The 21567-nt window shown below is 68.4% G+C and carries 23 protein-coding genes and 1 tRNA gene; 4 read left to right on the top strand and 20 right to left on the bottom strand.

Annotated features, from left to right (window positions below):
- From VNE62_00170 to VNE62_00160, 3 genes are all read right to left on the bottom strand, one after another.
- The coding region (locus VNE62_00170; protein HVE90705.1) for a hypothetical protein at positions 1-388 on the bottom strand (388 nt) is incomplete at its 3' end.
- A 10-nt stretch (positions 389-398) separates the two neighbouring features.
- Positions 399-863: an SsrA-binding protein SmpB gene (smpB, locus tag VNE62_00165; GenBank protein ID HVE90704.1), complete on the bottom strand. Its 465-nt coding sequence runs from the start codon at positions 861-863 to the stop codon at positions 399-401.
- Between the two features lie 47 nt (positions 864-910).
- Positions 911-2266: a peptidoglycan DD-metalloendopeptidase family protein gene (locus tag VNE62_00160; protein HVE90703.1), complete on the bottom strand. Its 1356-nt coding sequence runs from the start codon at positions 2264-2266 to the stop codon at positions 911-913.
- A gap of 90 nt (positions 2267-2356) precedes the next feature.
- Between VNE62_00160 and VNE62_00155 the strand changes: the two genes are divergently transcribed.
- Positions 2357-3586, top strand: coding sequence for an anthranilate synthase component I family protein (locus VNE62_00155; GenBank protein HVE90702.1), 1230 nt, complete (start codon positions 2357-2359; stop codon positions 3584-3586).
- Here the strand turns inward: VNE62_00155 and ftsX are convergent.
- The 7 genes from ftsX to VNE62_00120 all read right to left on the bottom strand — a co-directional run bounded on the left by ftsX (position 3576) and on the right by VNE62_00120 (position 10301).
- Positions 3576-4448, bottom strand: coding sequence for a permease-like cell division protein FtsX (gene ftsX / locus VNE62_00150; protein ID HVE90701.1), 873 nt, complete (start codon positions 4446-4448; stop codon positions 3576-3578). The genes VNE62_00155 and ftsX overlap by 11 nt on opposite strands.
- Positions 4448-5137: a cell division ATP-binding protein FtsE gene (ftsE, locus tag VNE62_00145; GenBank protein ID HVE90700.1), complete on the bottom strand. Its 690-nt coding sequence runs from the start codon at positions 5135-5137 to the stop codon at positions 4448-4450. Before ftsE ends, ftsX begins: the two co-directional genes overlap by 1 nt.
- Positions 5138-5230: 93 nt before the next feature.
- Positions 5231-6184, bottom strand: a complete 954-nt coding sequence (locus VNE62_00140; protein HVE90699.1) for a transketolase C-terminal domain-containing protein — start codon at positions 6182-6184, stop codon at positions 5231-5233.
- Positions 6181-7020: a transketolase gene (locus VNE62_00135; GenBank protein ID HVE90698.1), complete on the bottom strand. Its 840-nt coding sequence runs from the start codon at positions 7018-7020 to the stop codon at positions 6181-6183. Before VNE62_00135 ends, VNE62_00140 begins: the two co-directional genes overlap by 4 nt.
- Positions 7017-7922 (bottom strand): homoserine kinase, encoded by a 906-nt coding sequence (locus VNE62_00130; protein HVE90697.1) that lies wholly within the window; start codon positions 7920-7922, stop codon positions 7017-7019. The genes VNE62_00135 and VNE62_00130 overlap by 4 nt, the downstream gene beginning before the upstream one ends.
- Before the next feature lie 37 nt (positions 7923-7959).
- Positions 7960-9000 carry a threonine synthase gene (thrC, locus tag VNE62_00125; protein ID HVE90696.1) on the bottom strand — a complete coding sequence of 347 codons (1041 nt, stop codon included), beginning with the start codon at positions 8998-9000 and terminating at the stop codon, positions 7960-7962.
- A gap of 2 nt (positions 9001-9002) precedes the next feature.
- On the bottom strand, positions 9003-10301 hold the full coding sequence (locus VNE62_00120; GenBank protein HVE90695.1) for a homoserine dehydrogenase: 1299 nt from the start codon (positions 10299-10301) through the stop codon (positions 9003-9005).
- A 112-nt stretch (positions 10302-10413) separates the two neighbouring features.
- On the opposite strand from VNE62_00120, the gene VNE62_00115 reads away from it, so the two are divergent.
- Complete coding sequence (locus VNE62_00115) at positions 10414-10794, top strand: rhodanese-like domain-containing protein (protein ID HVE90694.1); 381 nt, start codon at positions 10414-10416, stop codon at positions 10792-10794.
- A gap of 10 nt (positions 10795-10804) precedes the next feature.
- On the opposite strand, the gene lysA is transcribed toward VNE62_00115, so the two are convergent.
- Genes lysA through VNE62_00100 form a run of 3 tightly spaced genes read right to left on the bottom strand, consistent with a single transcriptional unit; the run spans position 10805 to position 14189 of the window.
- A complete protein-coding gene (gene lysA / locus VNE62_00110; GenBank protein ID HVE90693.1) occupies positions 10805-12100 on the bottom strand; it encodes a diaminopimelate decarboxylase in 1296 nt (431 codons plus the stop codon).
- Positions 12097-13806, bottom strand: coding sequence for an arginine--tRNA ligase (gene argS, locus VNE62_00105; protein ID HVE90692.1), 1710 nt, complete (start codon positions 13804-13806; stop codon positions 12097-12099). Before argS ends, lysA begins: the two co-directional genes overlap by 4 nt.
- The gene (locus tag VNE62_00100) at positions 13803-14189 is read right to left on the bottom strand and encodes a response regulator (protein ID HVE90691.1); all 387 of its coding nucleotides are present in this window, start codon (positions 14187-14189) and stop codon (positions 13803-13805) included. The genes argS and VNE62_00100 overlap by 4 nt, the downstream gene beginning before the upstream one ends.
- A 26-nt stretch (positions 14190-14215) precedes the next feature.
- Between VNE62_00100 and VNE62_00095 the strand changes: the two genes are divergently transcribed.
- Positions 14216-14288 (top strand) — tRNA-Arg (locus VNE62_00095).
- Between the two features lie 64 nt (positions 14289-14352).
- On the opposite strand, the gene VNE62_00090 is transcribed toward VNE62_00095, so the two are convergent.
- The 7 genes from VNE62_00090 to VNE62_00060 all read right to left on the bottom strand — a co-directional run bounded on the left by VNE62_00090 (position 14353) and on the right by VNE62_00060 (position 20530).
- The gene (locus VNE62_00090) at positions 14353-14967 is read right to left on the bottom strand and encodes a cupredoxin domain-containing protein (GenBank protein ID HVE90690.1); all 615 of its coding nucleotides are present in this window, start codon (positions 14965-14967) and stop codon (positions 14353-14355) included.
- On the bottom strand, positions 14960-15778 hold the full coding sequence (locus VNE62_00085; GenBank protein ID HVE90689.1) for a cytochrome c oxidase assembly protein: 819 nt from the start codon (positions 15776-15778) through the stop codon (positions 14960-14962). The genes VNE62_00090 and VNE62_00085 overlap by 8 nt, the downstream gene beginning before the upstream one ends.
- Entirely contained in the window at positions 15775-16083 is a 309-nt protein-coding gene (locus VNE62_00080) for a cytochrome C oxidase subunit IV family protein (GenBank protein HVE90688.1), read from the bottom strand. The genes VNE62_00085 and VNE62_00080 overlap by 4 nt, the downstream gene beginning before the upstream one ends.
- Positions 16084-16094: 11 nt before the next feature.
- The gene (locus tag VNE62_00075; protein HVE90687.1) at positions 16095-16691 is read right to left on the bottom strand and encodes a heme-copper oxidase subunit III; all 597 of its coding nucleotides are present in this window, start codon (positions 16689-16691) and stop codon (positions 16095-16097) included.
- A 2-nt stretch (positions 16692-16693) separates the two neighbouring features.
- On the bottom strand, positions 16694-18619 hold the full coding sequence (gene ctaD, locus VNE62_00070) for a cytochrome c oxidase subunit I (GenBank protein ID HVE90686.1): 1926 nt from the start codon (positions 18617-18619) through the stop codon (positions 16694-16696).
- A 37-nt stretch (positions 18620-18656) separates the two neighbouring features.
- Entirely contained in the window at positions 18657-19688 is a 1032-nt protein-coding gene (coxB, locus tag VNE62_00065) for a cytochrome c oxidase subunit II (protein HVE90685.1), read from the bottom strand.
- Positions 19689-19780: 92 nt separating this feature from the next.
- The gene (locus tag VNE62_00060; protein ID HVE90684.1) at positions 19781-20530 is read right to left on the bottom strand and encodes a DUF72 domain-containing protein; all 750 of its coding nucleotides are present in this window, start codon (positions 20528-20530) and stop codon (positions 19781-19783) included.
- 32 nt (positions 20531-20562) lie between these two features.
- Here VNE62_00060 and VNE62_00055 point away from each other — a divergent pair.
- The coding region (locus VNE62_00055) for an aconitase family protein (protein HVE90683.1) at positions 20563-21567 on the top strand (1005 nt) is incomplete at its 3' end.

Genomic DNA, 21567 nt, shown 5'->3' with positions numbered 1-21567 from the left:
CCTGTACCTCGTCCTGCAGAGCGACCTGGATCTCGTACGGGCGGTAGGCGAGCATCGGAAGCACGCGGTGCTGCACCGAGAACGGCAGGCCGGGCTGAAAGTGCCCAAGAAGGTGGTCGCGGACCTGCGTCCGGATGAGCTGGAGGTCGTCGTCCTGCCGGTTGGCCAGGACGACCACTCTGTGGACGGGAGCGACGTGCCGGACGAACACCGGACGATCGCGCAGCAATTTCGACGCGGCATCCACGAATGGCGTGGCCAGGTCCCACAGGTGCAGTCCCGGAGCCAGCGCCTGTCCGACCGACGCCCCCGGCAGCCGCCGGCACACCTCTCCCTGCGCTTCGGCGGAATACTGCTCCGACGACGAGACGAGCGCCTTCCGGGTCACTCCCGCTCGTTCACCGGCCGGACCGGCGCAAGGCCCGGTCCACTTCCCGGGACGCCTCCCGCGCTGCGATGTCCCGGCGCCTGTCGTGGGACTTCTTGCCCCGCCCCAGCCCGAGCTCCACCTTCGCAAGCCCGTGCACGAAGTAAACCCGCAGGGGTACCAGCGTGTAGCCCTTCTCGGCGGTCAGCTGGTGGATCTTCAACAGCTCTTCGCCCCGCAGCAGCAGCTTGCGGGTCCGGACGGGGTCGAGCGTCTCGTGGGTCGAGGCGCTGGAGTAGGGATTGATGTGCATCCCCGAAATCCAGGCCTCGCCGTCGCGCACCGACGCGTATGCCTCGCGGATGTGCACGCGGCCCTCGCGAAGCGACTTCACTTCGCTGCCCTTGAGGACCACACCCGCTTCGAATCGATCCTCGATCGCATAGTCGTGGAAGGCCTTACGATTCTGGACGACGGTCTTCTCTCCGGAGGCCATGCGTCAACTGTCGCACGCAGGGATGCGCCCGAAGGCGCAACTGCCGGCTACAGCCAGCGGGTGGGGTTCTGGGGCTCCCCATTGACGCGCACCTCGAAGTGCAAGTGCGGTCCGGTGCATGCGCCGGTGCATCCGACCTTGCCGATCGTCGCGCCCCGTCCGACTCGGGCTCCGACGCTCGACGTGATTGAGGACATGTGCGCGTAGAGCGTGGCCAGCCCGTCACCGTGATCGACGATGACTGCGTTTCCATACCCGCCCTTGACCCCCGCGAAGATGACGGTCCCGGCTCCCGCGGCGGCGATCGCGCGTCCGGTGGGGGCGCCGATGTCTATACCGGTGTGCATCCGCTTCGTGCCGTAGATCGGGTGGGTCCGGTAACCGAAGCCGGAGGTGATCGGCCCGGTGACCGGCCAGCCCAAACTTGTTGCGCTCGGGGGCTGGGACGCCGCCGGCGGGGCCTTGTCCGCGACCGGAGGTTCTTTCGTCCCCGGCTTATCCGTGGCACCTGGCTCCTTGGTCGTGCCCGGCTTCTCGACGTCCGGCACCTTGGGGGCGGCAGTTGCCGCAGGCACCTTGGTCTTCTTGGACCCCCGGCTGCGAAGGAATGCGGCGATGTCACGGGAGTCCGACTCGAGCTGCTGCTGCTCGAGCTGGTAGCGCTCCTTGTCCTTCTGGACGACCTTCAGGTTCGTGCCGAGTGACTGCAGCTCCGCCGTCAGGACCTTGCGGCGGGAGTCGGCGCGATTGCGGACGGTCGCCGCCTCGTCGCGTTCGGTCTGGACGACCTCGGCCTGCTCGGACAGCCTGTCCCGAAGGACTGTTATCCGGGTCCGTTCATCGTCGATCTTGGCCTTCGCCTCGGAGACCGTGTCGATGTGCGTCTTGTCCCTGCGAAACACGCGCGACACGAACTGCATCCGGCTGGACAGCTCGGCGACCGACCGTGCGCTCAGCAGCGTGTCGAGCATCGACGCCGGCCCAGCCTTGAAGGTCTGGACAGCGCGCTCGTTCAGCGTCTCGCGCGCCTCGCGCAGCTCCCGGACCGTGCGCTCCAGCTCTTCGGTCCGAGCCTGAAGCCGGACCTCCACCTGGCTCAGAGCGCCCTCGGCCTCCTGGACCTTCCCCTGCGCCGACTCGACCACCGCCGTGAGCTCCTCGATCTCGATCTCCGCGGCACGGCGGCGGGCCTGACGGGCCGCGATGCCGGTCTTCAGTCCCTTTTCGCGCTGTTCCGTCTCGCGGATCAGGGCCCGGGCCTTCTCCAGCCGTCGGACGACCTGGTCGTACTCCTGCGTGCTCGGAGCGGCGACGACGCCCGCGGGGGCCACGGGAGCAAGGGCGAGCATGGCCGCCACGACGACGGCCCCCGCCCGTCCGGTCAGGCGGGCGCGTCGGGTCACAGATGTAACTCTAGGCAACAGGGCTCTATTCTAGCCGCGCCTGTCACGACTCTCAAGGTGGCTGCGAACGCGATGTGGTGGCCTAGGGCTGTGACAGCCCCTGCGACCGGCCCCCTCCTGTCCAGGCTCCCGCGTGAGCCCTGGCTGGTGGCGGTCCCCGACGGCCGGGCGACGGTGATCGCCGTCGAGCCCGTGGAGGTCGTGGAGCTCAATGGGGACGCGGCCCTGGGGGCGCTGGACGGCCTGAAGTCCGGTTGGTGGGCCGGGTTTTTGTCCTACGAGCTGGGGCAGGCGGTGGAGCCGCCGCGTCCGGGCGCTCGGATCGGGCGTCCGCCCCCGCAGACTCCGGACCTGCTGCTTGCGCGGTTTGAGTCCAGGCTGGTCCTCGAGCCCGGGGGGCCGCCGCGACTGGAAGGGTCCGGTCCGTCCCGGCTCCTGCTGCAGGCGGCCCTGGACGCCGGTCCGGACGCTCGGGAGCCGCTCCCTGCGCCGCTGGACACGTGGCGCTCCAGCCTGGGCCGGGAGCAGTGGATCGGGGCGGTGGAACGGGTGCTGGAGCACCTCGCCGCGGGGGACTGCTACCAGGTGAACCTCACGCGCCGCCTGACCGCCGAGGGGTGTCCGGACCCGGTGGACCTGTACCGCGTGCTCCTGGACGGCAACCCGGCCCCCCACTGCGCGCTGGTCCGGGCCGGCGAGCGGTCGGTCGTGTCGGCGTCGCCCGAATCCTTCCTGCGGGCCGGCCGGGGACGGATCGTGACCCGGCCCATCAAGGGGACGGCGTCGGATCCCGAAGTGCTGTCCTCCAGCGCCAAGGACCGCGCCGAGAACGTGATGATCGTCGACCTCGCCCGCAACGACCTGGGACGCGTCTGCGAGTACGGGACCGTGAACGTGGACGCGCTGTGCGAGCTGGAACCGCACCCCGGACTGTTCCACCTGGTGAGCACCGTATCGGGCTCCCTTAGGACCGACGCCTCAATCGGGGACATCATCCGCGCGACCTTTCCGGCCGCATCGATCACGGGCGCGCCCAAGCCGCGCGTCCTGCGCATCATCGAGCACCTCGAGCCGGTCCCCCGCGGTGTCTACTGCGGGGCGATCGGGTGGATCGACGCCGGGGCGAGGTCAATGGATCTCAACGTCGCGATCCGCACCTTCGAGATGTCCGGGGGCCTGACGTCTTTCGGCGTGGGCGGCGGGATCGTCGCCGACTCCGACCCGGGGGCCGAGTGGGAGGAGACAGAACTCAAGGCGCGGCGGCTGCTGTCCCTGGCGTCGGGGCAACCGGTCCCCGGCGAGACGCCCGTCAGACGTTGAGGTACTTGCGCAAAGCGACGCTGGAGCCGAGGGCGCCGATCACGGAGCCGAGCACCAACAGCCAGAACATCTGAACGACGTCCACGCCCCGCAGGGCCGCCGTCGGGATGAACGGCGGCAGCCACTTCAGGATGAAGGACTTCGCCACGCTCAGCAGCAGCATCGCCAGAACCGTCCCCGCGATGCCCACAGCGACCCCTTCGAACATGAAGGGGATGCGCACGAACCAGTTGGTCGCCCCGACGAGCTTCATGATCTCGATCTCCTTGCGCCGCGCGAAGATCCCCAGCTGGATCGTGTTGGAGATGAGCAGGACGGCCGCGACCAGAAGGATGATCACCATCACTGTCGAGAACGTGCGCAGCAGGTTCGTGAAACCCAGCAGCCTCTCCACGGTCTCGCGCTGGTCCACGACCTGGTCCACGGCCGGGTTCTCCCCCACGGCCGAGCGGATGATGTCCACGCGTTCCGGGTCCTTCATCGCCACACGGAACGAGGCGGGCAGCACGTCGGGGTCCACGTTCTGCCAGATGGTGGGCTGGTCCCGGTACAGCTTCTTGAATAGCTCGAAGGCCTCTTCCTTGGACTCGTAGCGGACGTCGCTGACGACGGGCAGCTCCTGCAGGGAACGCAGCAGGGAGTCCTGCTGCTGTTGGCTGACCTCGTCCTTCAGGAACACCGCGACCTCGACCTGCCTCTCAATCTCGCCGGTGATCCCCCGCACGAACGATCCCAGCGTCAGGACTCCCCCGAGGAGCAGCAGCGACACGGCAGCCGTGAGGGTCGCGGCCAGAGTCATCAGCAGGTTGCGCCGGAGGTTGACCGCCGACTCGCGGACGAAGTACCCGACCTTGAACGCCATCAGCCGCCCACCGGACCGTAGACGCCGCGGGACTGGTCGCGGACCAGATGTCCGGCCTCGAGCTCGATCACTCGGCGGCGCATCATGTCCACGATCGCGTGGTCGTGGGTAGCCACCACGACGGTCGTGCCGAGTCGGTTGATGCGGTCCAGCAGGCGCACGATCTCAAGCGACGTCGCCGGGTCGAGGTTCCCAGTCGGCTCGTCGCAGAGCAGGATCTTCGGCTGGTTCACGAACGCTCTCGCGATCGACACGCGCTGCTGCTCGCCACCGGACAGCTCATCGGGCTTGCGGTGCATCTTCTCCTTGAGCCCGACGACCTCCAGGGCCGGGGGGACCAGCCGCTCCAGGACGTGCCTCGGGCGGCCCGTGACCTCCAGTGCATAAGCGACGTTCTCGTAGGCCGTCTTGTTGGGCAGGAGCTTGAAATCCTGGAAAACGACTCCCAGTGCCCGGCGGTGGTAAGGCACCTTCCAGCGGTTGAGCTTGCTGAGGTCCTTGCCCGCCACGTAGACCTCGCCGCCCGTCGGCTCCTCGTCTTTCATGAGGATCTTCGTGAGAGTGGATTTGCCCGACCCCGAGGGTCCAACGAGGAAGACGAACTCGCCCTTGGGGATCTGGATGGAGACGTCCTGAAGGGCCTGGATGCCGCCCTTGTACGTCTTGCAGAGCTTGATTGTCTCGATCATGGGCCCTGTCGGTCAGAGGCTGTGGGGCCGGGTTATCGGACCCGACCGGTCCGAGGTGAAACCCTAGCACCCGCACCTCGCACGGGCAACGAATTAGTGCCGCGCCAGGCCGGCCTCCGCCGGCGACTGCACAAACCCGGCGACCGACGCGGCCACCTTCGCCGCGGACAGTCCGAACCGCTCGTACAGCTCATCAGGGTCGCCGGACTCACCGAACCCGCGGACCCCGATCCGCAGGACCGGAACCGGACACCGCTCCGACAGGCTCTCGGTCACGGCACCGCCCAGGCCGCCCACGACCGTGTGGTCCTCGACCGTCACGACCCTGCCGCAACTGCGGGCCAGGGAGGCGACGAGCTCGTCGTCCAGGGGCTGGATCGTGTGGATGTTGGCGACCGACGCGGAAATCCCGTGGGAGCCGAGAATCTCCGCCGCGCCGAGCGCCTCGTGCAGCCCGGCCCCCGAGCCGATGATCGCAACGTCGCTGCCCTCGCGCAGCACTGTCCCCTTGCCGAACCCAAACTCGTAGTCGTCGCCGAACAGCTCCGGAAGCTTTTGTCGCGTCAGCCGCAGATAGGCGGGACCGTGATGGTCGACGAGGTAGTGCGTCGCTGCACGGGTCTCGACCCCCGTCGCGGGCTGAATGACCGCCATGTTGGGCAGGGTCCGCATGATGGCCACGTCCTCCAGACCCATCTGGGAGTGCCCGTCCGGACCGATGCCCACACCGACGTGCGTCCCGACGATGCGGACGTTGGCGCGGTTGTAGGCCACGGACATGCGAATGGTCTCGAAACGCCCCGTGATGAAGCAGGCGAACGACGCGCAGAACGGGACCTTCCCACTCATGGCCAGCCCGGCGGCGACGCCGACGATGTTGGACTCGGCGATCCCGAGCTGGAAGTAGCGGTCCGGGAACCGCTTGCCGAACTCGGCGGTCATGACGCTGGTGGCGACGTCGCCGTCGAGCGCCACGACACGGGGGTCGCTTGCGCCCGCCTCGACCAGGGCCTCCCCGAAAGCTTCGCGAGTCGACGTGGGCTTCATGCGCTGAGAATCTCCTCGATCGCCTTGACGGCCTGCTCGTCCGTGGCGGCCTTGCCGTGGAACTGAAGGTCGTCCTCCATGAACGACACGCCTTTGCCCTTGACGGTCCGGGCCACGATCACGCTGGGGACTCCCGGTGTCGCAGCGGCTTCGTCCAGAGCGGCGAGGACCTGCGTCAGGTCGTGGCCGTCGCACTCGATGACGTGCCAGCCGAAGGCGCGCCACTTGTCGGAGATCGGGTTGAGGGTGTGCAGGATCTCGTCCACCGACGAGGTCTGCTGGATCCGGTTGTGGTCCACGATCCCGCAGAGGTTGTCGAGTCCGAACTTGGGCGCGGACATCGCCGCCTCCCACACCTGCCCCTCCTGGATCTCACCGTCGCCCATCAGGCAGTACGTCCGCCAGGAGGCACCGTCCATCCGTGCGGCAAGGGCCATTCCCATCGCGATCGACAGCCCCTGGCCCAGCGAGCCGGTGGCAGCCTCGGTGAACGGCAGGCGTACGGGGTCCGGGTGCCCTTGGAGCCGGGATCCGGTCTGCCGCAGCGTCTTCAGTTCCTCGTCCGGGATCGCACCGGCCTCGGCGTAGGCCGCGTACAGCACGGGGACGCCGTGCCCCTTGGAGATGACAAAGCGGTCACGGTCGGGCATCGCGGCGTCTTGTGGGTCCCACCGGAGCCGGGAGAAGTGCAGCGCCGTCACGATCTCGACCGACGAAAGCGACGTCGTCGGGTGGCCGCTGGCCGAAGCGGTGGTCATCTCGATGATGCGCACGCGCATCCTGCGCGCGACGTCCTTGAGGGCTTGGAGGTCCTCGGTGCGGGTTGCGGCGCTCATCGGCGGGCGGGACCTCCTGCGTCGTCGGGGTACGGGATGAAGCGGGCCCCCAGAGTCTCCCAGCCCGGCTCGAGGAGCCGCCACCCGTCATCGAGCCCCTCGGTCAGCTCCTCCAAGGCGCCGCGGGTCCCCTCGACCACGAGGGCAACGACGCTCGGTCCCGACCCCGACACGGCTGCAGCGACACCGCCGGACCGCAGACGTGCCACCAGGCCCGCGGTCTCCGGCGCAAGCGGAGCCCTGTACGGCTGGTGAAGCACGTCGTCGGTGGCCTCGAGGAGCAGTCCCGGGTCGGGCTGGCATGACCCCGACAGCAGGGCCATCAGCAAGCTGGCGCCCCGGATGTTGCGAACCGCGTCTCGCAGGGGCACCCGCTCGGGAAGCACCTCGCGCGCCCGGGGTGTGGGAAGGAACGTGGAGGGGACCAGGAAGACCGGCTGGATCGACGGGCGCGGATCGAACCGCCAGGGGGCGTTGCCGCCCGCGACCACGATTCCGCCGGCCAGAGCGGCCGCCACGTTGTCGCCGTGACCCTCGATGGCGGACCCGGCCGCCACGAGGTGGTCGAGGGGGAGCTCCCTGCCACGGCTGCCGATCAACAGCCCGGCCGCGACCGCCGCCGCAGACGACCCCAGCCCCCGCCCCTCGGGGATCTCGCTGGTAACGCTCAGCCTCATCGGCTGCAGGTCGCGGTCCAGCGTGGCCGCTGCCTGCACGATCATGTTGTCCCGCCCGCGCGGGAATCCCCCTTTTCCCTCCACGATCACGTCGTCGCCGCCCGGCTGCACGTCCACGCGGAGATGAATGCCCACCGCAGCCGCGAGGCAGTCGAACCCGGGGCCGAGGTTCGCCACAGACGCCGGCGCGACGACCGAGAACGGTGTCGGGTCCGCGGGATTCACTCGTTCACCGCCTTCAGAGGGCGGGCATGGCCACCGCCTACCATCCCAGCGCCCCCGCCACCGCACTGACATCGGCCGGCACCCGCTTCGGGGCCGGGACCTCGGCCAGTGCGCGGTCCGGGTCCTTGAGGCCGTTGCCGGTCAGGACCAGCACGCACGTCCGGCCTCGTTCGACGAGGCCTTCCTCCACCAGTCGCAGCAGGCCGGCCAGAGATGCCGCCGAAGCCGGCTCGCAGAACAGCCCCTCTCGCGACGCGAGCACGTGGTACGCCTCCAGGATCTGGTGGTCGCTGACGGCCAGAAAGCCTCCACCGGACTCCCCCGTCGCGGCGACCGCCCCCGACCAGGACTGAGGGCTGCCGATCCGGATGGCGGAGGCAATCGTCGATGGTTGCTCGACCGGCTCTCCCCGGATAAAGGGGGCTGCGCCCTCGGCCTGTACTCCGAACATCTTCGGCCGCCCCCGCCCGTACTCCGTGTAGCCCTTCCACTGGGCCGTGATGTTGCCGGCATTTCCCACGGGCAAGACGTGGTAGTCGGGAGCCGCCCCGAGGTCGTCGACGATCTCGAAAGCGCAGGTCTTCTGTCCCTCGATCCGGTACGGGTTCACGGAGTTGACGAAGGTCAGCGGGAACTGCGTCGCCAGGTCGCGCGACAAGGTGAACGCCCCGTCGAAGCCGGTCTCCACCTCCAGCACCTCGGCGCCGTGGATGAGCGCCTGGGCCAGCTTTCCCATTGCGACGCCGCCGGACGGGATCAGCACGATGCATCGCAGCCCCGCCCTGGTCGCGTAGGCGGCCGCGGAGGCGGACGTGTTCCCGGTGGATGCGCAGCAGACGGCTTTGGCTCCCTCCTCCAGCGCCTTCGAGATGGCCAGGGACATGCCGCGGTCCTTAAACGAGCCGGTCGGGTTCGCGCCTTCGTACTTGCACCAGACGTCCAGTCCCGTCATCTCAGAGATCACCGGCGACCGGACCAGCGGCGTGCCGCCCTCGCGCAGTGTCACCACGGGGGTTGCGTCCGTGACCGGCAGCCGGTCCCGGTACTCCCGGATCACCCCACGCCACAGCTCCGGCACCGTCAGTCGCCTTCCTGTTCCTGTTCCTGTGCCTCGACCCGCAGCACGGAGACCACCTTCGTGACGTGGTCGAGGGAGCCCAGCGCCGACACCGTCGCCTGCAGCGAGTGCTCGCGCGCCCGGTGCGTCACCAGGACGAGCTGTGCTTCGGCCCCCGATCCCTCCTGCCAGACGGTGCGGATCGAGACCTCGTTGTCGGCGAACGCACCGGCGACCGCGGCCAGGGCGCCGGGCTTGTCCTCCACCGACAGCAGGACGTAGTACTGCGCGCGCATCTCCGTGATCGGCTTGATCCGGCGGGGTTGGACCTTCGTCCCCTCCAGCCCCCGGCCCCCGGACACGAGGTGGCGGGCCGCGGCGATGACATCACCCAGGACCGCCGACCCCGTCGGACCTCCGCCCGCGCCTCTGCCGTAGAACATCAACTCCCCGACCGAATCGCCCTCGACGAACACGGCGTTGAAGCTGTCCCGGACCGAGGCCAGCGGGTGCTGCGACGGGATCATCGCCGGATGCACGCGGACTGATATCTCCCCGGCGTCGTCCTCGGCTATGGCCAGCAGCTTCACGGTGTAGCCGAGGCGGTGGGCGTACTCGATGTCCTGGTGGCTGACCTGCGAGATGCCTTCGCGGTACACGTCCGACTGCACCACCCGGGCGCGGAAGGCTACGGACGCCAGGATGGCGGCCTTCGCCGCGGCGTCGTAACCCTCGACGTCGGCCGTCGGGTCCTGCTCGGCGTAGCCGAGGCTCTCGGCCTCCGCGAGCGCCTCGCTGAAGCTCAGGCCGCCTTCCGTCATACGCGTGAGGATGTAGTTCGTGGTGCCGTTGACGATGCCGGTGACCCGGCGGACCCGCTCCCCCGCCAGCGACTCCTTCAGCGGACGGATGAGAGGGATACCGCCACAGACGGCGGCCTCGTAGTACAGGTCCACACCGCGGGCGTCCGCTGCGGCGAACAGCTCGGCCCCGTGGGTGGAAACCAGCTCCTTGTTGGCGGTGACGACGGGCTTGCCGCGGTCAAGAGCGGACAGGATGAGGGTCCGGGCGGGCTCGAGGCCTCCGATGGCCTCGATGACGAGGTCCACGTCCGGGTCGGCCACCACGCCGGGGGCGTCGTGGGTGAACACGTCCTGTGACAGTTGGACGTCCCGAGCCTTGGAAGGATCCCGGACCGCCACGCGTGTGATCTCCACGGGCGACCCCACCGCCCGCTGGACGTCCGGCGCTCCGTTCTTCAGGGCCCGGACGGCCCCCGCACCCACCGTCCCGCAGCCGAGAAGCCCCACGCGAACAGTCATGCAGGCAGGGTACCCGCGGTGAAACGGTCTCGGTGACGAGCGGCCCGTTTGATATGGCGCACCCAAGAGAGGATGATCGGGTCCAGACCCCTTACGGCAAAGGAGAGCGAAAATGCCCAAGAGCGCGATGGAGATGGTTGCGGAAGCCAAGCAGCGGGTGGAGAACCTCACGCCGGACCAGGTAGCCCAGGAGATCGAGTCCGGAGCGGTCATCGTGGACATCCGCGAGCCCCAGGAAAGGCAGCAGGCGGCCATCCCCGGGTCCGTCGCCGCCCCGCGCGGAATGCTGGAGTTCTACGCCGACCCCACGCTGCCGTACCACATCAAAGAGCTGCAGCCCGACAAGCGGGTCATCCTGCACTGCGCCAGCGGCGGACGCTCCGCGCTCGCGGCCGACACCCTGAAGCAGCTGGGGTACACCAACGTCGCCCACCTCGACGGCGGCCTGAAGGCCTGGCAGGAAGCCGGCAAGCCGACCGAGCCGGGAGCCTAGGCTCCCGCAACTACAGCTCCAGCCGAACCAGGTCCTCGTAGGTCTCGCGCCGCGCCATGGTGCGGACTTTGCCGTCGCGCACTCCGACCACGGCGGGCCTCGGCAGGCGGTTGTAGTTGGACGCCATCGAGTATCCGTAGGCGCCCGTCGCGGCCACCGCCAGCAGCTCTCCGTCCCGCACCTCGGGAAGAACGGCGCTGCGCGTGAGCAGGTCGCCGCTCTCGCACAGCTTCCCCGCCACCGCGTACCCGGTGTCGTGCGGGGCGTCCGGACGGTCGGCCGACAGGAACGTGTACGCCGCCTGGTACAGCATCGGGCGGATGTTGTCCGACATCCCCCCGTCCACGGACAGGTATCTGCGGATCCCGGGCAGGTCCTTGACCACCCCGGCGGTGTAGAGCGTGACCATCGCCGGACCGACTATCGACCGGCCGGGCTCCACCAGCACGCGCGGGACGGCGGCCCCAAGAGCACCGCACTCCTGGGTCACCCGGTCGACGATCACCCGCGCCAGCTCTTCCACCGCCGGCGGCTTCTCCCCCGGCTCGTAGGCGATCCCCAGCCCCCCGCCGATATTCAGGTCAGGCAGGTCCAGGCTGGTCTCCTCCCGGCACCGGGCCAGGCAACGCATCATGATCGCGGCCGTCTCCGCAAAGGGCTCGAGGGTCAGGATCTGCGAGCCGATATGGCAGTGGATGCCCCGCAGCTCCACCCCCGGAGAGCCCGCGGCCAGCCGTGCCGCCTCCAGCGCCGCCTCTCCGACGGGGATGCCGAACTTGGTGTCCTCGACCCCCGTCTGCAGGTACTCGTGGGTGTGCGCCTCGATACCGGGCGTCACGCGGATGAGGACCTTCACCGGCGAGTCCCCCGCGATGCGGCTGAGCCGGACGATGTCGTCGACGGAGTCGGCCACGACCGTGCCGACGCCTGAGTCGACCCCCTGCCGCAGCTCGTCTTCGGACTTGTTGTTGCCGTGGAGCACGATGCGACCGGCGGGGAACCCTCCCGCCAGCGCGGTGTACAGCTCGCCCCCCGAGGCGCAGTCCATGCCGGCGCCGGCCGACGCCACGAGCGACGCGAAGGGCGCGGTGAGGAACGCCTTGGCGGCGTAGTGGACGCAGCCCTCGCCGAAGGCGCGGGTGTAGGCCTGCAGCCGGTCCAGGGCCTCGGTCTCGTCCATCACGAACAGCGGGGAGCCGAAGTCCTCCACGAGCTCCCGGCAGTCGCGGCCCCCGATCTCCAGCCTGCCCCGGCCGTTGACTCGCGCCGTCGCGGGGAGGACGGAACGGAAGCGGTCCCAGGTCACTTCGGAACGGCGTCCTGCTCCACGGGCTCCCCGGGCTCACGTTCCATGCGCTCGGGGGCCGAGACTCCCAGGAGGCCGAGGCAGTTGGCCAGCACCTGCTTCGCCGCCCGCGACAGCGCGAGGCGGGCGGACGTCAGATCGGCGTCGTCGGTGACCACGCGGCAGTCGGTGTAGAAGCGGTGGAACCTCCTTGCCAGGTCCTCGGCGAACCGGGTGAGCCGGTGCGGGGTGCGGTCCCGTGCGGACAGGGTCACGGTCTCCTCGAAGGACGAAATCACGCGCATCAGCTCGACCTCCGACTCGTCCACCAGCACGTCGAAGTCCGGCGCCTTCTCCACGGCGCCCCCATCCGCGGCACGCCGCAGGATCGATGCGATCCGCGCGTGCGCGTACTGCACGTAGTAGACGGGGTTGTCCATCGTCTGGCGCGCGACCAGCTCGATGTCGAAGTTCACGACGTTGTCCGGCGACGTCTGTAGGAGCGTGTACCTCGCCGCGTCCACGCCGACCTGGTCCAGCAGCTCGTCGAGGGAGTCGCCCGTCCCCAGGCGCTTGCTCATCTGGACCGGCTGGCCGCCGCGCACGACGTGCACGAACTGGTAGACGATCACCTCGATCATCTCCTTCGGGATGCCCAGAGCCTGCATCCCCGCGTGGAGGCTGGGGACCTGTCCGTGATGGTCCGACCCCACCACGAGGACCATCCGGGAAAAGCCACGCTGGGCCTTGTCCAGGTGGTAGGCGAGGTCCGGGACGAGGTACGTCGGGCGGCCGTCGGTCGACCGGACCAGGACGCGGTCGCGCGAGTCGCCGAAGTCGGTGGACCGCAGCCACATCGCACCCTCGTCGTCGTACGTATGCCCGTAGGACTTCAGCCGCTTCAGCACCTCGTCCACGGCGCCGCTTTCGTAGAGCGAGGTCTCCGAGAACCACATGTCGAAGCCGATGCCGAAACGCGCGAGGACGTCCTTGATCCAGCCCATCACGATCGGCAGCGCCCGCTCGCGCATCAGGCCGGCGAGCTCGTCCGGCTGGACCCGGGCGTGGACGTCGCCGTCTTCGTCCAGGATCTGCTGGGCGATCTCGTACACGTACGCGCCGCGGTAGCCGTCCTCAGGGAAGTCGTCCGCCGACGCCACGCCCACCAGCTCCCGGTACCGGTGTCCCACGGAGGCCCCGAACAGCTGCATCTGGGCCCCCCCGTCGTTGAAGTAGTACTCGCGGACGACGCGATGGCCGGTGAACTCCAGCAGCCTGGCGATGGAGTCACCGAGGGCAGCGTTGCGTCCGTGCGAGACCAGCAGGGGGCCGGTCGGGTTGATCGAGACGAACTCGATGTTGACCGACGCGCCTCGTCCCTCTTCGGAGGAGCCGAAGCGGGGGCCGAGCTCCAGGACGCGTTTGCACGTGTCGTGCAGCCAGACGGGCGACAGGGTGAAGTTGATGAACCCGGGGCCCGCGATCTGGACGTCCTTCACCCAGTCGGGCCTCGGCATGTGCCGGACCAGAGACTCAGCGATCTGGCGGGGGGGTCTTCCGGTCGCCTTCTGCAGGACCAGTGCCGCGTTGACCGACCAGTCGCCGTGCTCCCGGACCTTCGGACGCGTGAGGTCGAACTCCACGGCCGAGCCGGCTACGACTTCTCCCGCCTCGGCCGCACTGGTCACGGCCGCCGCAACGAGCGACCTGAGCTGCTCGTCGATCACTTGCGCGGGCCTGCCTTGAGCAGGCGGGCCACCGTCTCCAGCAGATCGTCGGGGTCGAAGGGCTTCGTCAGGTAGTCGTCGGCCCCGGCGGACTTGCCGTGCTGGACGTCCCGGTCCTGCGCCTTGGCGCTGAGCAACAGCACCGGCAGAGCCGCCAGCTGGTCGTCCTTGCGGATGCGCCGGACGACCTCCAGGCCGTCCATCCCGGGCATCATGACGTCGCAGACCATCAGGTCGGGCAGCTTCTTGGACTTCGCCAGGGCGTCCAACGCCTGCTTGCCGTCCGAGGCCTCGAGGACGTCGTAGCCCTCCATCTCGAGGTTCAGCCGGACCAGCCGCAGGATGGACGCATCGTCGTCTACCACCAGGATGCGCGCGGGCATGGCAGCCAGATTAGTCTTTAGCCGTTGCGCCCGTAGCTCAGTGGATAGAGCACTTGCCTCCGGAGCAAGGGGCCGCAGGTTCGAATCCTGCCGGGCGCGCGCATCCTGCGTCTGGAGAACCGGTTGAGCAAGACCCGGCTGGCTCCGGCAGGGGCGAGCAGGGCTAGTGCGAGTCCGCCCCGGAGCCCTCCACCGTCACGGTGCCGTTCATGGCGGGGTGGATGTCGCACTGGAAGTAGTAGCTGCCCGCGTCCGGAGCCTTGAAGCGGTAGGTGACCTTCCCGCCGTCGCGCACGTCCTCGCCTTTGAAAACTGGCTCCTGCGCACTCTCGTCGGCATAGATGGACAGGTTGTGCGGGACGACGTCCGGGTTGTCCAGCTCGATGGCGACGCGGCCCCCGGCCCGCAGGTCGAAGTCCTCCTTGTCGAAAAGGACGTTCTCGGCCTTGATCTTCACGGTCTCGACGGCCTCCTTGGCGGGCTCCTCGTGGTGCTCCCGCTCTCTGCCCGCGGTGGCCACGCCGGCCCCTACCACACCGAGCCCGGACAGGACGAGCAGGCCGACAAGAGTCGAAGACCTGATCCGCGGCCGGGCTGCGATCACGGCGGCGACGGCGAGGATCGCCACCGCCACGACCGTGGCGACTATCACGGCCATGTTCTTGCTCGATGCCAGCAACACCCGCGAGAACGCGAAGACGACGATCTCCGTGACCACCGCGGCTCCCAGGATGATCGCCACGGGCATCAGGACCCGTTCGCGGAAGTGCCTATCCACGTGACAACCCCGTTCGCATCTGCCGGTCCACATCACGCCAGGCCAGAGCGTCCCAGTCGCTGCTGCGCTCCGCCGAGTACCACTTCATGAACAGCAGGGCGATTACCGCCCACAGGACGAACCCGCCGGCCAGCTTCATGATCAGCCCCGCCAGGCGCTGGTCGTCCAGAGCCGACAAGCTCGTCACCCTGGGGGCCGCGGCGTAGAACCGGTACAGGACGCTGTCGCCGAACGTGAGAAACGACGCCGGAACCGTCGGGACCAGCGACTGCAGGAACAGGTAGAACATCCGCCCCGGGTAGGACAGCGCCGGCAGCTCAAGGATCGGAGACAGCACCGGCACCCACATCAGCATCGCCGACGAGAACAGCAGCAGGTGGACGCCGAAGTGGATGGGCTCGGAGCGAAGAGAGGCATCCACCAGCGCCGGCCAGTGCGTGAGCACGATCACCGCATTGAAGATCACCAGGGCCAGCAGGGGCTTGGACAGCGTCCGGACGACCCGCAGCCGGGCCCCCGCCCCGAGCAGCCCCCGCCAGACGGGCGCCGGCACTCCTCTCATCAGCAGGGGCGGTGCGATCAGCGAGATCAGCAGGTGCTGGACCATGTGCACCGAGTACAGCGCCCGCTCCGCGAGTTCGTGGACCGGCCACTCCGAGGCGACGAGCAGCGTCAGCAGGCCGAGCCCGAAAAGCGTCTTCTGGGACCGGGTGGCGGCCCCCCACCGGCGCTGCGCCAGGACGTAGCCGCCCGCCGAGGCCGCGAGCAGCGCCCACACCTCAGGATGCGGATGCCAGTCCAGCACGCTCACCGGAACATCCCGAAGCTCACCAGGACGACGCCGTAGATGGCGATCGCCAGGACGATGCCCGTGTAGAACAGCCGCTTGAAGATCGGCGAGTCGAACCTCAGGTGCATGAACCACAGCGCGACGAGGACGAACTTCACCACCATGAAAAGCATCAGCAGGCCCACGACGACGCTCTCGGGCAGCGTCTTCAGGTAGTACAGGCCGACCTCTGCCGCCGTCACGACCGCCAGAACCAGCGCGACCTTGACGTACTCGCCGGGGCCCGGGTGGGCGTGCTCGGTTGCGTGCGCGTCCGCTTGCGCCAAGGACTGTCCTCCTAGGAAGGCACGAGGTAGACGACGGTGAAGATCACGATCCAGACGATGTCCACGAAGTGCCAGTAAAGCCCCGCGAGCTCAACGGCCAGCGACCGCTCCGCGGGCAGCTTGCCCGCCAGGGACAGCCCGACCAGCGACAGCAGCATGATGATCCCGATCGAGACGTGGGTGCCGTGGAAGCCCGTCAGCACGAAAAAGGCGCTCGCTCCGGCGTTGGAGGTGAGGCTCATTCCCTCCTTCACGAATGTCGTGAACTCGTAGACCTGTCCGGCGATGAACGTCATGCCCAGCACGGCAGTCGCCACCAGCCAGACGCGCAGCCGGCGGCCATCCCCGCGCTGGATTCCGGACAGCGCCAGGACCATCGTCAGCGAGCTCATAAGCAGGACGAAGGAGCTCACCGACGTGAACGGGATGTCGTACAGGTCTGCCGGGTGCTTGCCCGGCCCCCGCTTGCGGTACAGCAGGTAGGCCGAGATCAGGGCCCCGAACAGCAGGCACTCGGACCCGAGGAAGGCCCACATGGCCATCTTCTTGTTGTCCAGGCCGGTGCTGGTGTGGTGATGCTCCTCGACGTGCTGCTCGGTGGTGGCCATGGTCAGTCCGCCACCCGGCTCGACGTGCTCTCGTGTTGCGCCGGCTCCGGCTCCGTGGACGGCTCGAGGGCCCACCCGTACAGGCCCACCAGCGTCATCATCGCGCCCACCGCGGCGATCGCCCACTGGTAGATCAGGCCGTAGCCGATCAGCGGCAGGCCCAGCGCGGCCACCAGCGGGAAGTAGGACGGCGAGGGCATGTGGATTCCGTGTCCGTCGTGTCCCGACTCGGCCTCCTCAGAGCCCCCCGCCGGCACCGGTTGCGCGCGTCCGGACTTGTCCTCGGCGTACTTGCGGTGCCAGAAGTCGTCCACCGCGTGCACCGTCGGGATCTCGGCGAAGTTGTACTCCGGCGGCGGCGACGGGATCGTCCACTCCAGCGTCCGCCCATCCCAGGGATCCGCGGACGCGGTCTTCGGCTTGCGGTGCGCCAGGGCGACGTTCACCAGGAAGACCAGGATGGACAGCGCGATGATGAACGAGCCGACGGTGGCGATGAAGTTCCACGCCGTGAAACCATCCTCGGCCCTGTACCGGTAGTAGCGCCGGGCCATGCCCTGCAGGCCCAGGATGTGCATCGGCCCGAACGTGAGGTTGAAGCCGATGAGCATGAGCCAGAAGTGCAGCTTCCCGAGACGCTCGCCGAGCAGCCGTCCGAACACCTTTGGCCACCAGTAGTACATCCCGGCGAAAAGTCCGAAGATCGCTCCGCCGAACAGCACGTAGTGGAAGTGGGCGACGATGTAGTAGGTGTCCGTCTGCTGCGCGTCGTGAGGCACCAGGGCGTGGGTCACTCCGGACAGCCCGCCGATGACGAACATCGCCACGAAGCCCAGGCTGAACAGCATCGGCGTCTTGAACCTGATGCGCCCCCCCCACAAGGTGCCGAGCCAGTTGAAGATTTTCACCCCCGTGGGCACGGCTATGAACATGGTGGACAGCGCGAACGCCGAGTTTGCGACCGGCCCCAGCCCCACCGCGAACATGTGGTGGGCCCACACGCCCCAGCCCATGAACCCGATCGCGATCCCGGAAAAGACGACGAAGGGGTAGCCGAAAAGCGGCTTGCGGGAGAACGTCGGCAGGATCTCGGACACGATGCCCATGGCGGGCAGGATGAGGATGTACACCTCGGGGTGCCCGAACAGCCAGAACATGTGCTGCCACAGCACCGGGTCGCCGCCCATCGCGACGTCGAAGAACCCGGTTCCGAAGAACCTGTCGAACATGACCTGGAACAGGGCCACCGCGATGACCGGCATCGCGAACAGGAGCAGGAAGTTCACGACCAGGGTCATCCACACGAACACCGGCATTCGCATGAAGCTCATGCCGGGCGCGCGCATGTTGATGATGGTCGTGACGAAGTTCACGGATGCCACCAGCGACGCGATTCCCAGGATCTGCAGGCCGAGGGCCCAGAAGTCCATCCGGGACGCGGCGTTGGGAAGGGCCCCGTAGGACTCCGTCGACAGCGGCGCGTAGCCGAACCAGCCGCCGTCCGGAAAGCCCCCGAGGAAGAAGCTGGAGTACAGGAAGATCCCGCCGAGCAGAAACACCCAGTAGCTGAAGGCGTTGAGCCTCGGGAAGGCCACGTCGCGGGCGCCGATCATCAGCGGGATGAAGAAGTTGAAAAAGGCCGCGGACATCGGCATCACGACCAAAAAGATCATCGTGGTGCCGTGCATGGTGAAAAGCTGGTTGTACAGGTCGGCGTCCAGCACCTTGCCGTCGGGGGCCGCCAGTTGAAGCCTGAGCAGCAGCGCCTCGATCCCCCCGAGGATGAAGAAGACGAATGAAGTGACGCCGTACAGGATCCCGATCCGCTTGTGGTCCACCGTCGTGATCCAGGACCAGACGCCGGTGGTGGCCGAGGGCCTGCGGAAAAGGCTCGTGGCGGGAAGGTTCTCGCGCTGCGCGATCGCCATCTACCGGTCTCCCCTCACCTTGTGCACGGATTCACAATCACTTTAGCGTCTGCAGGTAAGCCACCAACCCGTCGATCTCGTCCTGGCTCAGGTTGAGGTTCGGCATCTTCGACCCGGGCTTCATGCCCGGAGGATTTCTCAGCCACTGCTCCAGGTTCTCGTCGGTGCGGCGGAAGGTGCCTCCGGCGAACGTCTCTCGGGATGCCAGGTGCGTCAGGTTGGGCCCCCCGAGTCCCTCGGACACCCCGCCGATCGCATGGCAGGAGGCGCACCCCTTCTCCCGGAACGCCTGCAGGCCACTCGCGGCCCGGCCCCCGGACGGCTGCGCGGCGGGACGCTTCTGGTCGGCCAGCCACCGGTCGAAGTCCTGCTGCGAGTGCGCGATCACCGTCAGGCGCATGTTCGCGTGGGACAGCCCGCAGAACTCGGCACACTGTCCCTCGTAGACGCCGGGACGGTCCGCCTGGATGGTCATCCTGTTGACCCGGCCGGGGACCACGTCCTGCTTGCCCGCAAGCTTGGGGGGCCAGAAGCTGTGGATGACCCCCTCGTCCTTTTTGGCGGGCGTGGTCGCCACTGGGCCTTCCTCGTAGGCCTCCAGGTCGAGGTACACCGGACGCCCCGTGGGGATGTGCAGGTCGGTGGCCGTGACGACGCCGCCGTCGGGGTACCGGTACTCCCACCACCACTGATGCCCGATCACGTTCACCTTCATGCCGCCGGGCTGCCGCTCGGAAAGGTCGAAGATCGTCACGACGGTTGGCACGGCGATGGCCGCAAGGATCAGTGCCGGCGCGATGGTCCAGGCGATCTCCAGCTTGGGGCTGCCGTGGACCTGGCGCGGCAGGCCCTCCTGGCCGCGGTCCCTGAACCGCACCATCGCGTAGACCAGCGCCCCCTCCACCAGGACAAAGACGACCACGGCGATCCAGAACACCGGCTTGAACAGCGCATCCTGCGTGCGGGCGATGGGCCCTTCGGGGCTGAGGGTGTCGTAGGGGGCGTTTTTGGCGCAGGCCGTCGCCAACAGGATCAGCGACGCGAGGGCCGGACGAGTCGCCCGGCGCAACCGACCAAACTGTCGATCCGGCATGGGTCCTTTCGAGCCTAACCTGCGCCGCCCCAGCGCCCCGACAGCCTGAGGGCACCGTCGGCGGTTCGTCAACTTTCTTCGGCTGGACCTCGTACCTGTCCGGGAAGACGCTGCTCGAGCAGCTCCGTGAGCGTCCGCGCGTCGACCAGGGCGGCCCCCAGCGGGTCGTTGTTGAAGTACACCCAGACGTCCGAAGCCGGCATCGACGCGATGCGGTCCGCCCATCGCTGCATGGCGTCCAGCGGGTAGAACGGGCCCTCGGGCGTGCCCTGGTGGAATCGGACGTAGGACCACCCGCCCGTCACCACGTCCGGCGCGTGCAGGCCGGGACGGTCCCCGAGCACATAGGCCACGCCGGCTTCGTCCAGGGCCGAGTACACCTCCGGCAGGTCCCAGGACGGGTGGCGCACCTCCAGCGCGCACGGCGTCTGCTTCGGCAGAGCCGCAAGGAAATGCTTGAGGCGGTCGACGTCGGCCTTGAAGGTCGGGGGCAGCTGGAACAGGACGGTGGCCAGCTTCGGCCCAAGTCCGGACATCCTCGACCACAGCAGCTTGATGGAGTCCTCCGGCTCCATCAGGCGCTTGATGTGCGTGATGTACCTGCTGGCCTTCACCGTGACCTGGAAGTCCGGGTGCGACTCCTGTCTCCACCGCACGAAGCTGGCCTCACTGGGCAGCCGGTAGAAGGAGTTGTTGACCTCGACCGTCGGGAACCGGGCGGAGAAGTACTCCAGCCACTTGGCCTTCGGGAGCTTGTCCGGGTAGAGACGATCCTTCCACGAGTCGTACTGCCAGCCGCTCGTCCCGATCCAGATCACGCCCCAGGGTAGGCGCAAGCCTCGATAGGCTGATGGACCCGGCCCCCGTGACAAGGAGGACTTCGATCGACACGCTGCAGACCTCGTCGGGATCCGTCGGGTACTGGCCGCTTGCGGACCTGATGCGCGAGCGCAAGCTCGCGCGCCTGCCCTACGTCCTGAGAGTGTTCATCGAAAACGTCCTGCGCCACCAGGGAAACGGGGCCAACGCCGACCATCTGCAGGCCCTGCTGGGCTGGCCGAAGTCCGGCAACGTCGAGTTCCCCTACCACCCGGCCCGCGTCGTCCTGCAGGACTTTACCGGCGTGCCCTGCGTGGCCGACCTCGCCGCCATGCGGGGCGCCGTGGCCCGCCTGGGTGGGAAGCCCTCCCGGGTGAACCCCCGGATCCCCGCGGACCTCGTGATCGACCACTCCGTGTCGGTGGACGCCTTCGGCAGCACCGCCGCCTTCGCCCGCAACGTCGACCTGGAGTACCAGCGAAACGGCGAGCGCTACGCCTTTCTTCGCTGGGCCCAGCAGGCCTTCGACAACTTCTCCGTCGTGCCCCCGGGGGCCGGGATCGTCCACCAGGTCAACCTCGAGTACCTGGCCCGCGTGGTCGTCACCTCCCAGCGGGACGGCCAGACCGTCGCCTACCCCGACACGCTCGTGGGGACCGACTCCCACACCACGATGATCGGCGGACTCGGAGTTCTGGGGTGGGGCGTCGGCGGCATCGAGGCCGAGGCGGCCCTGGTCGGCGAGCCGGTGGGCATGGTCGTGCCGACGATCGTCGGCGTGCGCCTCACCGGCGCCATGCCGGAAGGCGCAACGGCCACCGACCTGGTGCTCGCGCTGACCGAGCTCCTGCGCCGGCACGGCGTCGTGGGCAAGTTCGTCGAGTTCTACGGCGAAGGACTGGCCTCCCTCACCGTGCCTGACCGCGCCACGATCTCGAACATGTCCCCTGAGTACGGCGCCACCGAAGGCGTGTTCCCGGTGGACGACCAGACGCTGGCCTACCTGCGCGCCACGGGACGCGACCCGGCCGGCGTG

It is taken from the genome of Actinomycetota bacterium (assembly GCA_035536535.1).
Taxonomy (GTDB): Bacteria; Actinomycetota; JAICYB01; order JAICYB01; family JAICYB01; genus DATLNZ01.
Note: the sequence above shows the minus strand (reverse complement) of the source record. Positions and strands in the feature narration are given on the sequence as shown.

Coding starts and splice junctions, on each gene's coding strand:
- smpB (HVE90704.1), bottom strand. CDS start 863: ATGGCCTCCGGAGAGAAGACCGTCGTCCAGAATCGTAAGGCCTTCCAC.
- ftsX (HVE90701.1), bottom strand. CDS start 4,448: ATGGCGTTCAAGGTCGGGTACTTCGTCCGCGAGTCGGCGGTCAACCTC.
- ftsE (HVE90700.1), bottom strand. CDS start 5,137: ATGATCGAGACAATCAAGCTCTGCAAGACGTACAAGGGCGGCATCCAG.
- VNE62_00140 (HVE90699.1), bottom strand. CDS start 6,184: ATGAAGCCCACGTCGACTCGCGAAGCTTTCGGGGAGGCCCTGGTCGAG.
- VNE62_00135 (HVE90698.1), bottom strand. CDS start 7,020: ATGAGCGCCGCAACCCGCACCGAGGACCTCCAAGCCCTCAAGGACGTC.
- VNE62_00120 (HVE90695.1), bottom strand. CDS start 10,301: ATGACTGTTCGCGTGGGGCTTCTCGGCTGCGGGACGGTGGGTGCGGGG.
- VNE62_00115 (HVE90694.1), top strand. CDS start 10,414: ATGCCCAAGAGCGCGATGGAGATGGTTGCGGAAGCCAAGCAGCGGGTG.
- VNE62_00100 (HVE90691.1), bottom strand. CDS start 14,189: ATGCCCGCGCGCATCCTGGTGGTAGACGACGATGCGTCCATCCTGCGG.
- VNE62_00075 (HVE90687.1), bottom strand. CDS start 16,691: ATGGCCACCACCGAGCAGCACGTCGAGGAGCATCACCACACCAGCACC.
- ctaD (HVE90686.1), bottom strand. CDS start 18,619: ATGGCGATCGCGCAGCGCGAGAACCTTCCCGCCACGAGCCTTTTCCGC.